General features: G+C 71.0%; 13 protein-coding genes. 2 read left to right on the top strand and 11 right to left on the bottom strand.

What is annotated here, in order from left to right; genetic code table 11:
• Positions 1–37: 37 nt before the first annotated feature.
• The 5 genes from rhaS to QM633_RS14240 all read right to left on the bottom strand — a co-directional run bounded on the left by rhaS (position 38) and on the right by QM633_RS14240 (position 6014).
• Positions 38–1087: a rhamnose ABC transporter substrate-binding protein gene (rhaS, locus tag QM633_RS14260; protein WP_415154427.1), complete on the bottom strand. Its 1050-nt coding sequence runs from the start codon at positions 1085–1087 to the stop codon at positions 38–40.
• Positions 1088–1158: 71 nt separating this feature from the next.
• Positions 1159–2208 carry an ABC transporter permease gene (locus QM633_RS14255; RefSeq protein WP_415154426.1) on the bottom strand — a complete coding sequence of 350 codons (1050 nt, stop codon included), beginning with the start codon at positions 2206–2208 and terminating at the stop codon, positions 1159–1161.
• On the bottom strand, positions 2205–3248 hold the full coding sequence (locus QM633_RS14250; RefSeq protein WP_415154425.1) for an ABC transporter permease: 1044 nt from the start codon (positions 3246–3248) through the stop codon (positions 2205–2207). Before QM633_RS14250 ends, QM633_RS14255 begins: the two co-directional genes overlap by 4 nt.
• 130 nt (positions 3249–3378) lie before the next feature.
• Complete coding sequence (locus QM633_RS14245; protein WP_415154424.1) at positions 3379–4893, bottom strand: sugar ABC transporter ATP-binding protein; 1515 nt, start codon at positions 4891–4893, stop codon at positions 3379–3381.
• 74 nt (positions 4894–4967) lie between these two features.
• The gene (locus QM633_RS14240) at positions 4968–6014 is read right to left on the bottom strand and encodes a LacI family DNA-binding transcriptional regulator (RefSeq protein WP_415154423.1); all 1047 of its coding nucleotides are present in this window, start codon (positions 6012–6014) and stop codon (positions 4968–4970) included.
• Between the two features lie 215 nt (positions 6015–6229).
• On the opposite strand from QM633_RS14240, the gene QM633_RS14235 reads away from it, so the two are divergent.
• The gene (locus QM633_RS14235) at positions 6230–7669 is read left to right on the top strand and encodes a glycine hydroxymethyltransferase (protein WP_415154422.1); all 1440 of its coding nucleotides are present in this window, start codon (positions 6230–6232) and stop codon (positions 7667–7669) included.
• A gap of 55 nt (positions 7670–7724) precedes the next feature.
• Here the strand turns inward: QM633_RS14235 and QM633_RS14230 are convergent, their stop codons facing one another.
• On the bottom strand, positions 7725–8687 hold the full coding sequence (locus QM633_RS14230) for a Gfo/Idh/MocA family protein (RefSeq protein WP_415154421.1): 963 nt from the start codon (positions 8685–8687) through the stop codon (positions 7725–7727).
• A gap of 38 nt (positions 8688–8725) precedes the next feature.
• Positions 8726–10417: a DUF2207 family protein gene (locus QM633_RS14225; protein WP_415154420.1), complete on the bottom strand. Its 1692-nt coding sequence runs from the start codon at positions 10415–10417 to the stop codon at positions 8726–8728.
• A gap of 125 nt (positions 10418–10542) precedes the next feature.
• On the opposite strand from QM633_RS14225, the gene QM633_RS14220 reads away from it, so the two are divergent.
• Positions 10543–11793, top strand: a complete 1251-nt coding sequence (locus QM633_RS14220; protein WP_415154419.1) for a neutral zinc metallopeptidase — start codon at positions 10543–10545, stop codon at positions 11791–11793.
• Positions 11794–12050: 257 nt separating this feature from the next.
• Here the strand turns inward: QM633_RS14220 and ispF are convergent, their stop codons facing one another.
• The 4 genes from ispF to QM633_RS14200 form a co-directional block, all read right to left on the bottom strand.
• Positions 12051–12518, bottom strand: a complete 468-nt coding sequence (gene ispF, locus QM633_RS14215; RefSeq protein ID WP_415154418.1) for a 2-C-methyl-D-erythritol 2,4-cyclodiphosphate synthase — start codon at positions 12516–12518, stop codon at positions 12051–12053.
• The gene (ispD, locus tag QM633_RS14210; RefSeq protein WP_415154417.1) at positions 12515–13279 is read right to left on the bottom strand and encodes a 2-C-methyl-D-erythritol 4-phosphate cytidylyltransferase; all 765 of its coding nucleotides are present in this window, start codon (positions 13277–13279) and stop codon (positions 12515–12517) included. The genes ispF and ispD overlap by 4 nt, the downstream gene beginning before the upstream one ends.
• A 130-nt stretch (positions 13280–13409) precedes the next feature.
• Positions 13410–14408, bottom strand: coding sequence for a sugar-binding transcriptional regulator (locus QM633_RS14205; protein ID WP_415154416.1), 999 nt, complete (start codon positions 14406–14408; stop codon positions 13410–13412).
• 12 nt (positions 14409–14420) lie between these two features.
• A partial coding sequence (locus tag QM633_RS14200) for a 2-oxo acid dehydrogenase subunit E2 (RefSeq protein ID WP_415154415.1) occupies positions 14421–15165 on the bottom strand: 745 nt, incomplete at its 5' end.

Raw genomic sequence — 15165 nt, 5'->3', positions numbered from 1 at the left:
GTGCCCGGCCCTCCGGCCGGGCACCACGGTGGCCAGTTCAGAAGTTGAACTGGTCGATGTTGTCCTTGTTGAACTTGTACGGGTCGCCGAGCAGGACGGTCTTGTCCGCCCCGACGGTGAACTCGCCCAGGTCGCCGGCGGTGAACTTGTCACCCTCGGCGCCCGTGATCTCGCCCTTGATCAGGGCCGCGGCCGCGTAGGTGGCCAGGGTGCCCAGATCCTGCGGGTTCCACAGCGCGAACTCGGTCACGGTGCCGTCCTTGACGTACTCACGCATCTGGTTCGGCGTCCCCAGACCGGTCAGCGCCACCTTGCCCTTGGCGTCCGACTTCGACAGGTACCGGGCCGCCGCCGCGATCCCGACCGTGGTCGGGGAGATGATGCCCTTCAGGTTCGGGTGCGACTGCAGCAGGGCCGAGGTCTTGTCGAACGAGGTCTGGTCGTCATCGTTGCCGTACACGGTGTCGACCAGCTTGATGTTCGGGTGGTTCGCCGCCAGGTCGGTCTTCATCAGCTCGATCCACGCGTTCTGGTTCGTGGCGTTCGCCGAGGCGGACAGGATCGCGATCTCGCCGGAGTCGCCGATCTGGTCGGCGATCATGTCGACCTGCACCTTCGCGATGCCCTCTGCGGTCGCCTGGTTCACGAACAGGTCCCGGCAGTCGGCCTCGGTGTCGGAGTCGAAGGTGACCACCTTCACTCCCGCGGTCATCGCCTCCTTCAGCGAGTCACAGATCGCCGACTTGTCGTTGGCCGACACGATCAGCGCGCCGACCTGCTGCTGGGTCGCGGTGTTGATGTAGGACACCTGGCCGGCCGGGTCGTCGCCCTTGGCCGGGCCGACCTGGGTCACGGTGCCACCCAGCGTGCCGATCGCGGCCTGCACCCCCTTGAACGACGTGTCGAAGTAGGCGTTGCCGAGGTTCTTCGGCAGGAACGTCATGGTCAGGTTCGCAGCGGCGGAGGACGCTTCCTGGGACGCGGCCGGAGACGACGACGTCGCCGACGAGCAACCCGCCAGCAGCAGGCTCGACGCCGCCACCGCCGCCAACGCACGCAGTCCCACGCGGGACTTACCGAGCATCATGGGTGATCCTTTCGTTTGGTCGGGCCCCACACTGGGACCGACGGTGTTGATGGGGCGAGCCCCGGTTTCCATCAGGAGGTCTTCACGGCTGCGGACGCGGGCCGCACCCGTCTGGACTGCGCCCAGGCGACGACGCTGCCGGCGATCACCGACAGCACGAGCAGGACGCCGGTGATGATGCTGACGACGTCGGAGGTGACGTTGACCAGCTGCAACGCCTTGGCGAGGACGCCGATCAGCAGGACGCCGGCGACGACGCCGTGGAGGGCGCCGCGTCCACCCCACACCGACACCCCGCCGAGGACGACGGCCGCGATCACCTGGAGCTCCAGGCCGGTCGCGTTGTCGCCGCGGGCGGAGTTGTAGTAGAGGGCGTAGTAGACGCCGGCGAGTGCGGACATGAGCCCGGACAGGACGAACAGGACCAGGCGGGTCCGTTCGACGTTGACGCCGGAGAAGGCGGCGGCGTCCTTGCTCAGGCCGATCGCGAAGACACCCCGCCCGAACGGCGTGAAGTGGAGCATGACCACGAACGCGGCCAGGAGCACGACGAACAGGATCATCACCACCGGAATGCCGGTGGCCCCGATCCGGGCCTTGACCAGTGCCGTCCACCACTTGTCGAACTGGGTGACCGCCGTCGTCCCGAGCAGGCCGACGGCGATGCCCCGGTAGAGGGCGAGGGTGCCGATGGTGACGGCGAGGGCGGGCAGTCCCACCCGGGTCACCAACAGGCCGTTCACGACGCCGCCCAGCGCCCCGACGACGAGCGCCACCACGATGGCGACCGGGATGCCCAGCCCGGCCTGGGAGCACAGGCCGACCACGACGCTGGTCAGGCCGACCATGGAACCCACCGACAGGTCGATGTCGCCGGTGATCATGACCGGGGCCATCGCGAGGGCGATGAACAGCAACGGCGTGATGTCGGAGAGCAGGTAGCCGAGCGTGACCGGGGTGGCGAACTTGGGCACCCGGAGCGTTGCGGCGATGACAACGACCAGCAGCAGGGCGATGATCGCCGTCTCGCGGCTGAACAGGATCCGTCGCCAGGCCGGGCGCCCGAAGTCGGCGTAGGCCCGGAAGCCGGGGTCGGGACGGTCGCTGGTGAGCGTGCTCATACGGCACTCCTCTCCTGGTGCAGGCGTTTCGACTGGCGCAGCGCCAGCACCCGGTCGAGCACGATCGCGCCGAGGATGAGGGCGCCGACCACGGCCCGCTGCCAGAAGTCCGGGATGCCCAGCACCGGAAGCGCGCTGTTGATCGTGAGCAGGAGGTAGGCCCCGAACACCGCTCCGAGCACGGTCCCGCTGCCACCGACGATCGCGACACCGCCGATCACAGCCGCGCCGATGGCCTGGAGCTCGAACCCGTCACCGACCTGCGAGTTGATCGTGCCGTAGCGGGCGGCGAACAGGACGCCGGCCAGGCCGGAGGCCGCACCGCTGGCGACGAAGGCGATCAGCACCCGCCGGGTCTTGGCCAGGCCGTACAACTCGGCCGCGTCCGGATCGGAGCCGATCGCGTAGAACTCGCGTCCGCCCCTGGTGTTGTTCATGTACCAGGCGACCACGACGAGGATCGCGACGGCGAGGATGGTCAGGACGGGAATGCTCAGGATCTGCTGGGTGCCCAGGTTCAGGAACGAGTCGGGCATGTCGGAGGCGTTGATCCGGTTGGAGCCGGTCCAGGCGACGTTGATGCCACGGAAGGCGTACAGCGTGCCGAGCGTGATGACCATCGCCGGCACCTTTCCGAACGCCACCAGCGAGCCGTTGATCGCACCCAGCAGGCCGCCGAAGACGATGCCGACCACGAAGATCAGCGGGACGGGGAAGCCCGGCACGGCTACGAAGGTCGAGCCGACGAGGTAGGCGGTGAGGCCCACGATCGACCCGACGGACAGGTCCACGTTGCGGCTGATGATCACGACGGCCTGGCCGATCGCGACGACGGCGACGATCGAGGGGTTGAGCAGCAGGTTGCGCCAGCCGTCCCCGCTGAACAGGAAGTCGGGGTTCTTCACGGTCGTGACGATCACCACGAGCGCCAGGGCGAGGAAGATCCCCGTCTCGCGCGAGCGGGCGAGGCCCGCGAGCCGGGCGCCGATGCCGGGGCGAGCCGCCTCCCCGGCGAGGGGGGTCACGGGAGCGGTGCTCATTCGAGCCCCCCGCAGAGTTGTTCGGAGGAGCGTAGCGGGGGAGAAGAACTCTGTGGGGTGTTCTTTCCGGGGTCCCCGCAGAGTTGTTCGGAGGAGCGCAGCGGGGGAGAAGAACTCTGTGGGGTGTATCTCATGCGACCTCCTCGTTGGTGTGGGTGGCCGCGAACATCACCGTCTCCGGCGTCGCCTCCGCCCGGGGGATGTCGGCGGTGATCCGTCCCTCGTGCATCACGAGGACGCGGTCGGCCATGCCGAGCACTTCGGGCAGTTCGGAGGAGATCATCAGGATCGCCAGGCCCATGCCGGCGAGCTCTGACATCATCCGGTGCACCTCGGACTTGGTGCCGACATCGATCCCGCGGGTGGGCTCGTCGATGATCAGCACCTTGGGGTTGGCGGCCAGCCACTTGGCCAGCACGACCTTCTGCTGGTTCCCGCCGCTCAGGGTGCCGGCCACGGCGTCCAGTGCCGCGGTCTTCACCTCCAGCTTGCGGGCCCACAACTGGGCCTCGTGATTCTCCCTGCGAGCCGTGATCAGCCCGAACTTCGTGAGGGTCGGCCGGATCGCGTCGGTGATGTTGGTCGCCACCGTCGCGTCGATCACGAGACCCTGCTTGCGCCGGTCCTCCGGGACCAGGGCGAGCCCCGCCCGCATGGAGGCGGCCGGGTTCTGCTTCGGGAGAGCGACCCCGTCGAGGCGGACCTGCCCGGCCTCGTAGGGATCCACGCCGAACACCGCGCGGGCGACCTCGCTGCGCCCGGCGCCGACGAGGCCGGCCAGGGCGACGATCTCCCCGGAGCGGACGGTGAAGCTGATGTCGGCGAAGGTGCCGGCCATCGTCAACCCGTCCACCTGGAGCAGTGGCCGGCCGATCTCCGCGGGCACCTTCGGGAACAGCTCCTTGACCTCACGGCCGACCATCAGCCGGACGATCTCGGCCTCGGAGGTGTCGGCGATCGCCTCGGTGGAGATGTAGGTGCCGTCGCGCATGACCGTGACCGTGTCGCACAGGCCGAAGACCTCGTCGAAGCGGTGGCTGATGAACATCAGCGCCCTGCCCTCGTCGCGGAGGCTGCGAGCGACCGCGAACAGCCGCTCCACCTCGACGCCGGACAGGGCCGCGGTCGGTTCGTCCATGATCAGGACGCGGGCGTCGAGGGAGATCGCCTTGGCGATCTCGATGATCTGCTGGTCGGCGATCGAGAGGCCGTCGGTGAGACGGTCGGGGTCGATCCGGACGCCGAGGCGATTCATCAGCTCGACGACCTCCGCGCGCATCGCCGCCTTGTCGATCCGGCCGAACCGGCCGACGGGCTGGCGGCCCATGAACACGTTCTCGGTCACCGACAGGTCGGGGAACAGCGTCGGCTCCTGGTAGATCACCGCGATCCCGGCAGCCTTGGCCTCCGCGGTCGACCGGAAGTGGACGGGCGCCCCGTCCATCTCGAACGTCCCGGTGTCGCGCTGGTAGAGGCCGGCCATGATCTTCACCAGCGTGGACTTGCCCGCGCCGTTCTCGCCGACGACAGCGTGGATCGAGCCGGCCCGCAACGCCAGGTCCGCCCGGCGCAGTGCGATCACCGCACCGAAGCTCTTCGACACGTCCTTGAGCTCCAGTACCGGCGCTGCTGTGGTGCTGTCCACCGGCTGCCTCCATTGGCTGTTGAAACGTTCCATACGAACGATTCAAGACCATACCCGATGGAGAGCGGGCCGTGTCAACCCTTGCGCGGCCTGCGGGGTTGCGTGGAGCGCCGGGCGACCAGCTGCGGGGTGAACCGGACGGTCTCGTGGCGGTGCGGACGTCCGGCGTCGGCGGCCTCGATCTCCGCCACCAGCAATTCAGCGGAGCGGCGTCCGATCTCCGCGCTCGGCTGGCGGATCGAGGACAGCGGCACGGCTGCCGCCGCGGCGAAGGCGATGTCGTCGTAGCCGATGATCGCCACATCGTCCGGCACCCGCAGGCCGGCGGTGACGAACCCCTGGAGGAGCCCGATCGCGAGCAGGTCGTTGGCCGCGAACACCGCGGTCGGGCGCTCCGCCGTCGGCAGCGCGGCGATCTCCCCGGCGCTGCTGACGCCGGCCTCGAGGGTGAGCCCGGGCGTGCTGACGGCGAGCAACGACACCCCGCCCCCCGCCTGCTCGACGGCGAACTCCAGGCCGGCCCTCCGATCCCTGACCTGGGCCAGCGAGCTCGGACCGCCGACGAACGCGAGGCTGCGGTGGCCCTGGTCGAGCAGGTGCTGGCCGGCGAGCCGGCCTCCGGCGAGATCGTCCACCCCGACCGAGCAGAAGTCGGAGCTCGCACTCGCCCTGTCCACGATCACCACGGGGATTCCCCGCTGGCGCAGCCGCAGGGCGCGTTCGGTGCCCTCCTCGATCGGCGCGAACAGCGCCCCGCCGACACGCTGCTGCTCGAACCGCTCCAGCAGGGTGAGCTCGCGGGCCGCGTCCTGGTCGCTGTTGCCCATCTGGACCGAGTACTGCCCCGCGTACAGCACGGTCTCCGCGCCACGGACCAGGTCGGTGAAGAACGGGTTGGCGATGTCCATCACGATCATGCCGATCGACCGGCTGCGCCCGGCCCGCAGCTGCCGCGCCGACTCGTTGGGCACCCAGCCCAGCTTGTCGATCGCATCCCTGACCCGCCGCAGGGTGGCCGCGGAGACCCGATCGGGGGAATTCAGCACGTTCGAGACCGTGCCCACCGAGACCTGGGCGAGGACGGCGACATCGCGCATGCTGACGGAGTTCTTCGGGGGCATCTGACCACCTCGCGCTGGGATGGTCACGATTAGATCACAGAAACCACGTCATTGAACCGTCTCAGTCCGGGCTCGCCCCCAACTCCGCGCGGTGGTCTCCGGGCGGGCCACCGGCCCGGACCGCGCGCGGCGGGAGTCCGCGTCCGGGTAGACGGCCGGGGCCGGCGCACAGCGGTGTCGATAGAGTTGGGCGTCACCGACTCGAGGAGCGTCCCTTGACCGATCTCGCCCGCACCGCATCGTCCGTCTACAGCCAGATCCTCGACGTCGTCGAGGGCATCGAGCCGCGCATCGCGGACGCCACCCGCGCCGAACTGGCCGACCAGCGCGCGTCCCTGAAGCTGATCGCTTCGGAGAACTACGCGTCCCTGCCCGTGCTGATGACGATGGGTACCTGGCTCAGCGACAAGTACGCCGAGGGCACGATCGGGCACCGCTTCTACGCCGGCTGCCAGAACGTCGACACCGTGGAGAGCGTGGCGGCCGAGCACGCCCGCGAGCTGTTCGGTGCGGAGTACGCCTACGTCCAGCCGCACTCAGGGATCGACGCCAACCTGGTGGCCTACTGGTCGATCCTCGCCCAGCGGGTGGAGAGCCCGACCCTGGAGCGGCTCGGCGCGAAGACCGTCAACGACCTCTCCGAGGAGGACTGGGAGCAGCTCAGGGCGACGTTCAACTCCCAGCGGGTGATGGGCATGAGCCTGGACGCCGGCGGTCACCTCACCCACGGGTTCCGGCACAACATCTCCGGCAAGATGTTCCGCCAGCACTCCTACGGCACCGACCCGGCGACCGGGCTGATCGACTACGACAAGCTGCTCGCCGACGCGCGCGAGTTCAGGCCGCTGATCCTGGTGGCCGGCTACTCCGCCTACCCGCGCCGGGTGAACTTCGCCAGGATGCGCGAGATCGCCGACGAGGTCGGCGCCACGCTGTTCGTCGACATGGCACACTTCGCCGGCCTGGTCGCCGGCAAGGTGTTCACCGGCGAGGAGAACCCGGTCGGCTATGCGGACGTGATCGCCTCCACCACCCACAAGTCGCTGCGCGGTCCGCGCGGCGGCTTCGTCCTGGCCACGGCCGAGTACGCGCCCAGCGTCGACAAGGGCTGCCCGATGGTGCTCGGCGGTCCGCTGTCGCACATCATGGCCGCGAAGGCGGTGGCCTTCGCCGAGGCGCGGCAGGCGTCCTTCCAGACCTACGCGCAGAAGGTGGCCGACAACGCGAAGGCACTGGCCGAGGGCCTGCTGAAGCGGGGCGTGAACCTGGTCACCGGCGGCACGGACAACCACATCGTGCTGCTCGACGTCGGCTCCTTCGGGCTGACCGGACGGCAGGCGGAGTCGGCCCTGCTGGACGCCGGCATCGTCACGAACCGCAACTCCGTCCCGCACGACCCGAACGGCGCCTGGTACACCACCGGGGTCCGGATCGGCACCCCCGCGCTGACCACCCGCGGCTTCGGCGCGGCGGAGTTCGACACCGTCGCGGAACTGATCACCGGCGTCCTGACGGCGACCGCGCCGGTGCCGACGGCAGCGGGAGCCCCCGGCAAGGCGAGGTACACCCTCGCCGACGGCGTCGCTGCCCGCACGCGGGCCGCAGCCGCGGAACTGCTGGACGCCAACCCGCTCTACCCGGGCCTGGAGGTCTGAGCCTGGAACGGGTGACTTTTCCCACCGTGTTCGGTGGGAAACGTCACGCGCTGTCTCACCCGCGGGCAGCGGCCTCGCGGATCGCCTCCATCGTGCGCAGTGCGGCCAGCGTGCGCCGGTGGTCGCGGGAGGCGTCCACCGTGCCAGCGCAGAGGGCGGCGAACCGCTCCACCTCGTAGCGCAGGTCGAACGACTCGAGGGCGAGCTCGACCAGCTCGCTGCCGCCGTCGAGGCGTCGCAACTCGAGGTGCCGCGGCGCGGGGAGGTGGTCGATCACGAGGGTGCCGCGCTCCCCCTGCACCTCGCTGGGCACGTCGGATGCGGTGATCTTCGACCAACTGACGTCCACGACGAGCCCGGGGTAGACCGCCAGCGCGGCGCCCGCGCCGTCCGCGCCCGACACGACCGGGACCATGGCGGCGAGCACGTGATCCGGCTCGCCGAACAGGTCCACCAGCGCACTCACGCAGTAGACCCCCAGGTCGTTCAGTGCCCCGCCGCCCATCGCGGGGTCGAAGATGTTCACCCGCTCGCCGGCGAGGACCTGGTCGTACCGCGACGAGCGCTGGGCGTAGCGCAACGACGCCCTGCGCAGGGTGCCGAGGTCGCCGACCAGGTCGCGGACGCGGGCGATGCCCGGGTCGTAGGCGGTGCGCATGCCTTCGAGCAGCACCAGCCCCGCCTCTCCGGCCAGGCTGGCGAGGTGCTCGAACTCCGCCGCCGCCAGGGTGGCAGGCTTCTCCACCAGCACGTGCCGACCCGCCCGCAGTGCCGCCTCCGCCTGGCGGGCGTGAGTGGCGTTCGGCGATGCTATGTAGACGGCGTCCACGGCGCCGGAGCCGAGCAGGTCGTCGAGGTCGTCGCTCCACGCTCCGACGCCGAGCCGGGCGGCGAACTCGGCGGCGCGGCCCCCGTCCCGGGAGTACACGACGGCCACCTCCACCTCGGGGACGCGCGCGACGGCGTCGGCGAACTGCGTGGTGATCCAGCTGGTGCCGATGGTGGCGAACCGAAGCATGCCCTCATCCTCCTCCTGGTCCGGCCGGAGCAGCCGGGTCAGCGGCTGAACAGGGTGCCCTGGACAGTGGTCACGAAGTTCGCCAGGGACGCCGGCAGGTCGGCGAGGTGCCAGGTGTCCGGCGCGTGGTACCAGTCGAGGTCGGTGGAGTCCGGCAGGCCATCGTCGTCGGAGTCGGCGACCGCCTGCAGCCAGCGCTCCTTGCCGCCGAGCACGATCGCGTACGGCAGGATCGACGAGAGCTCGTGGGCGCCCCGACCCGCGGGGAGGGTGTCCACCGGCTGGGTGAGCAGGCTGCCGCGCAACACGTCCAGCCCGGCGAGGACGCTCGCGCCCTGCGCCGTGCGGGCCGGCATCTCCTGGGCGACGAACAGCACCCCGAGGGCCAGCGCGACCAGCGCCAGACCGGCCAGCCCGAACGAGGTGAAGGCCGCCAGCAGGATGGTCACCAGCACGGCCAGGCCGAGACCGACCCAGCCCAGCAACCCCCACTGGTTCCTGGTCGAATCCGGACGGCGGGCGAACCAGCCCCGCTCGACCACCTCGTCGTAGAGCTGGGACTGCACCTGGCCGATCACCGCGCCGACGCTGCCGGCCAGGTTCGACACCCGGACCGGCTCGCCCTGGACCGGCGCGACCGCGTCCAGGAGCGTGCGCTCGTAGTCGAGCAACGCCCCGGTGCCCGGCAACCGCGCGAACGTCCAGTCGTTCGGTGCGTGTGCCGACTCCCGCGACAGCTCGGTGATTCGCAGGTGGCCGCGCACGGCGAGGTCGAGCAGGGTCGCGGTCACGTCGAGCGGGTCGACCCGCTCGTCGGCGAGCGTGCCCACCTCGCCGGGGCGGATGCCGTCCCGCACGCGGAACTCGCTCTGTCCGGGCCCCACCGGGGCGAACTCTGCCACCAGCGTCGGCGCAGCGGGCACCGCGGCGTCCCTGCCGATCCGGCGATGCGCGGCCCACAGCGCGAGGCCACCCAGCACGAGCAGGCCGAGCGCGATGCCGAGCGGCAGGGGTGCGGCGGAGAAGGCCCGGTCGAGCGACCAGATCTCGCGGACGTCCTGGTTCGCCGCGACAGCGCTGGACGGGAACCGCAGCGTGGCGACGACCACCTGCCCGGCCGTGGCGCCCTCGTGGTGGAAGGTGGGGGTCGGGCTGTCGTGGGTGCCGCCCGAGTAGTAGGTGCACGCGCCCGGGGCGGACGGGTCGCCCGCCGCGCAGTCGATCAGCGTGAACAGCGCGGGAACGGCGACCTCGGCGTCGAAGGTGGCCACCGGCAGGTTCAGCCCCTGCAGCAGCGGCCAACTGATCGTCGTGGTGTCCTCGGGGGTGGCCAGGGCCGCGCCGTGCACGGTGTAGCCCAGGACGATCGGAGAGGTCGTGCCTGCGGTGGGCACGTCCACGGTCGTCGTGGTGGCCGCGGTGCTGACCCTGGCACCGAGGTCCTTGCCGTCACTGGTCGCCGTGACGTCGCTGAGCGTGTACCGGTACTCGAGCCGGTCGGCGGTCCGGGTGGTGGTGTCGAACACCTGCTGGACGTCGGAGGGCGCGGCGCCGTCGAACGTGATGGTGGCCACGACCGCGAGCGTGCCGTCGGTGTTGACGGTCGCCTTCACCGCGTAACTGCTCACCTGTTCGGCCGCCTGCGCCGGCGGCGCGAGGCAGGCCAGTATCGCGACAGCTCCCACGGCAACCGCCGCACCTCGCCGCCATCCGGTCAGGGTCACACCCATGGCCCACTCCCCCGTTCACCTGTGCAGAAGCTGGGAACAGACTAGTGGCGCACGGTGTCCGCGCCACAGGGTGGTTCGGTGCTGACCCCTGCCGCTGCGACAAGTGCAGCGTTTAGGCTGACGGCGTGACGCAGCAGTGGGGGAACCAGAGCCAGCCGTGGCCGCAGCAGCAGAACTGGAACCGCGGCACCCCGGCATGGGGCCAGCAGCAGCCCTACGGGCAGGGACAGGCGCCGCAGGGCTACGGCCAGGTCCCGCAGGGCTACGGCCAGGCCCCGGCGGGCCAGCAGAACCCGGCCGGGCACCCGTACCCGGCACCTCAGCAGTACCCGGCGCCCGGGGTTCCGCAGGCGCCGTTCGGGCAGCCGTCCTACGGCCAACCGGGAACGTTCGCCCCACCGCGCGGGGCCTACCCGCCGGGCGGCCCGAGGAAGAACCCTTTCGGCAGCCTCCTGCTGGGCCTCGTGCTCGTCGTGGGTGTCGCGTTCTTCGCGTTCGCCCTGCTCCACTACCTCAACGGTGGCGAGGAGGACGTGGCGACGCCGGGCACGGAGCAGACGACATCCCCGTCCGTGCCACCGAGCGCGCAGAACGTCCCCTCCCCGGACACGAACCCGCCCGACCTCCCGCAGCCGACGACCTACGACGAGGCGGAGACCTGGCTGACGAACAACCCGGTCTACAACGAGTCGGCGCCGGTGCCCACCGACTGCCAGGTGCCGAGGATCGACATGACCACGGCGTCGGTCGACGAACTCACCACCCACCTGAACGAACTGACCGCCTGCCTCTGGCGGGTGTGGTCGGGCCCGCTGGAGAGCGCCGGCTACGAGTTGCCGCGCCCGCCGGTCACCGTCTACACCGAGCCGATCACCACGGGCTGCGGCAAGCTGGACGACGTCAACGCCGTCTACTGCGCGGCGGACCAGCGCATCTACTACGCCAAACCGCTGTGGAAGATCTTCCCTGCCGATCAGCAGAAGGACCCGTTCGTCGTCGAATCCGTGCTCGCGCACGAGTTCGGCCACACGATCCAGGCCCGGACCGGGATCCTGATCTCGTCGATGGCCTTCGAGCAGAAGGTCTCCAGCGCCCAGGCCAAGGTGTACTCCCGCCGCCTCGAGGTGCAGGCCGACTGCTTCTCCGGGATGTTCACCGAGGCCGTCGGACCCTCGTCGGGGCTCACCGCCGCCGACCTGACCAATCTCGGGGACGTGTTCTACAACCTCGGCGACGACGTCCTCAGCGGCCAGGCGGCCATCCAGGGCGACCACGGCCTGGGGAAGTCGCGCAAGGCGTGGTTCCTCACCGGCCAGACCAACACCCTGATGGGCAAGTGCAACACCTACACCGCGCCGACCAGCTCGGTGCGGTAGCCGAGGGACCCGCACGAAGAACCGTCCCGCGTGAGCGGCCCGAGCGGACGGCTTCCCACCCGGTCCAGTCGGCCCCCGTTCCACGGCAAGCCCGGGGACGGTTCCCTACTCGGTCCACCCGACGCGACTGGACCGAGTAGGGAACCGTCCCTGGGTCCGGACGGGGTCGGAACGACGCGACCACGCCGACGCGACTGGACCGAGTAGGGAACCGTCCCCGGGGTCGGAACGACGCGACCACCTGCGAACGGAGCGGGTCAGTCGGAGCTGAGCAGGGCGGTGGCGATGGCGGCGAGGCCCTCGCCGCGTCCGGTGAGGCCGAGACCGTCGGTGGTGGTGCCCGAGACGGTCACCGGGGCTCCGACGGCTGCGCTCAGGACGGCTTCCGCCTCCGCCCGGCGGGCGGCCAGCCGCGGGCGGTTGCCGATCACCTGGACGGCGACGTTCTCGACACGGTAGCCGGCGGCGCGGACGCGGGACGCCGTCTCGGCGAGGAAGGTGACTCCGCTCGCGCCGGCCCACTCCGGGCGGTCGGTGCCGAAGTTGCTGCCCAGATCACCCAGCCCCGCGGCGGACAGCAGCGCGTCGCAGGCCGCGTGCGCGGCGACGTCGCCGTCGGAGTGGCCGGCCAGGCCGGCCGGTTCGTCGGGGAAGTGCAGGCCCGCCACCCACAAAGGGACGCCCGCAGCGAACGCGTGCGTATCCGTCCCGATGCCCGTCCTCACCGGCCCAGCTCCTTCCTCCACTGCCGCCAGAACCGCTTGCCCGAGTGGTGGCCGAGGCTGGCCCGGACGCGCCACAGCGCCCGGGCGATGGTGAGGTCGGCCGGCTCGGTGATCTTCATGCCCATCCGCGAGCCGGGCACCAGCGTGACCCGGTGGCCGTTCTGCTCACAGGCCGACACGTCGTCGGTGAACTCGATCCCGTCCCTGGCCATCCGGTCGTGGCTGTCCAGGAGCACGTCCAGGTCGAACCCCTGCGGGGTCTGGACGGCGCGCAGCTTGGAGCGGTCGAAGGGCTCGTTCTCCGACTCGTCGCCGTTCGGCACCACCCGGATGCTGTCGGTCACCGGCACCACCGGGGTGACCGCCACCGCACCGTCGCGGACCGCCCCGATCACGTTCTCGACCACGTAGGCGGGCATCATCGGACGCACGGCGTCGTGGACCAGCACCACCCGCGCCTTCGAGAGCCGCGGATGCGTGCGGACGACCTCGAGGCCCCGCTGGACGGACTGCTGCCTGGTGTCCCCGCCCGGAGTGGTGATCACGGGGATCGGCGAACCGGCCAGCGCGGCCTTGAACGCCCCGGAGACCTTGCCGTTGATCACGACGACCGCGTCCGTGCAGCCCCCGGCTGCGAGACCCTCCACGGCGACGGCGACAACGGCGCGGCCGAGGATGCGCAGGGTCGGCTTGGGCTTGGTGCCACCGAACCTCCGGCCCAAACCGGCAGCGACGACGACGGCCACTACTGGTTCAGACACGCAGGGAAGTATAGGCGTCCCCGACCCCGCGCCCGCACCGGCCAGGAGGCCACTCGACAATGCCCTCTCGATCCGGACCTGCCGGGCGGCACCACCGCCGGGGCCGTCCCGAATTCCGCCGGGCGCCGGCTCAGCGGACGCGGGCCGTCGCTCGGCTGGTGGCGGCGTGGCGGCGCAGCACCTCGTCGGCGAGCTCGGCGTCCAGGACGGCGATGTCGATGACACCCGTGCGCAGCGCGGCGAGAACCCCCCGCGCCTTGCCTGTTCCTCCGGCGAGTCCCACCACGGTCGGGACCGCGCGCAGGGCGTCGAAGTCGATCCCGATCACCCGTGTCGAGGTGGGACCGACCAGCGGTTTGCCCTCGTCGTCGAAGAACCGCCCGCAGAAGTCGCCGGCCGGGTTCTCCGCCCTGACCTGGGCGACCTCGTCCGCGGAGAGCCTCATCGCGGCCAGCAACCGCTCGCTGCTCCCGCCGGGAACGCCGACCGACCCGATCCCCGCCCACGCGGTGTCGGCCGTGGCGGCGAGGTCGAGGGCGCTGCGGACGGTCGACTCACGCAGGATCGCCGCGCAGGTCTCGGGCGACTCGGTGATCGCCGGGGCGTCGATCCGGCGGGCCCGGACGCCGAGCTTCTGGGCGAGCGTGTAGAGCGAGGTGGTTCCCGACGGTGCGGTGTCCAGTTCGGACGACCCGCCGACCAGCGGAAGCAACTCCAGATCGGGCGAGGGAGGCTGGGCCTCGATCACCTCGACCAGCCTGCTGATCGTGCTGCCCCAGCTGAGGCCGACCCTGCGCATCGACCAGAGCCGGTCGGAGAACAGCTGGGCTCCGAGCCGGGCCACGATCTCGGTCGGCCCGAGGTCGCTCGCGCCCGTGCCCACCCAGGCCCCGGACAGCCCGAAGGTCTCCTCCAGCCGCGCCTCCAGCCGGGGGACGCGGTCGACCAGCAGCCTCGGGTCGTGGATGACGATGCGCACGACGCCGGCGTCCCTCGCGGCTGCCAAGGTCCGCGACACCGCCGATTCGGACAGGCCGAGGGCACGGGCGACGTCCCGCTGCGAGCGTCCTTCTTCGTAGTACATCCGAGCCGCGGCGACGAGAGCGTCGAGCGACCGGTTCGACGGCATCTCTCCCCCCTGTCAGGCCAGCAGCAGCACGGGGTCGGCGAGGAACGTCTGCATCAGCTCGAGTGCCCGCGCAGCGTCCGCCCCGTCCGCGGCCCTGTGGTCGACGGTGAGCCCGGCCTCGCACGCCATCTGTACCGCGAGTTCACCGTCGGCGTCCACCGTGGGCCGGCGACCGACGCGTCCCAGGGACAGCGCCGTGGCCTGCGGCGGGGTGAGCAGTGCGTTGAACCGGTCGACCCCCATGCCGCCCAGGTTGGACACCGTTCCGGTGCCCCCCGCGAACAGGTTCGGGTCGATCCGTCCGCCCTTGATCGCCTCGGCCAGCTCGCGGATCGTGCGGTCGAGTTCGCGCAGCGTGATCCGGTCCGGGTCGGACACCACGGGCGCCAGCAGTCCCTGGGGAGTGTCGACGGCCAGCGACACGCCGACCCGGTCGTTCCCCTGCACGCCGTCGCCCACCCAGTACCCGTTGAGCTGCGGCGTCTCCCGCAGCACGAGGGCGTAGGCGCGGACCAGGATCGAGGTCCAGCTGATCCCCTTCAGCGACCGCTCCCTCGCCCGGGCCAGACGACCCAGGTCGAGCACCCGGAACACCGTGAACTGCGGGACCAGCGCGCTGCCGCTCATCACATTGGCCGTGGCCACGCGCATCCGGCGGATCTTGTCCTCACCGAGCAAGGTCCCGGTCCGCGTCGCCACCGGGGCGGCAGCGGCGGGCGCCGTCGACCCGGCGGGCCCGGCCGTCGGCGGAGCCGCG

This window comes from Propionicimonas sp., assembly GCF_047606205.1.
Classification (GTDB): domain Bacteria; phylum Actinomycetota; class Actinomycetes; order Propionibacteriales; family Propionibacteriaceae; genus Propionicimonas.
Note: the sequence above shows the minus strand (reverse complement) of the source record. Positions and strands in the feature narration are given on the sequence as shown.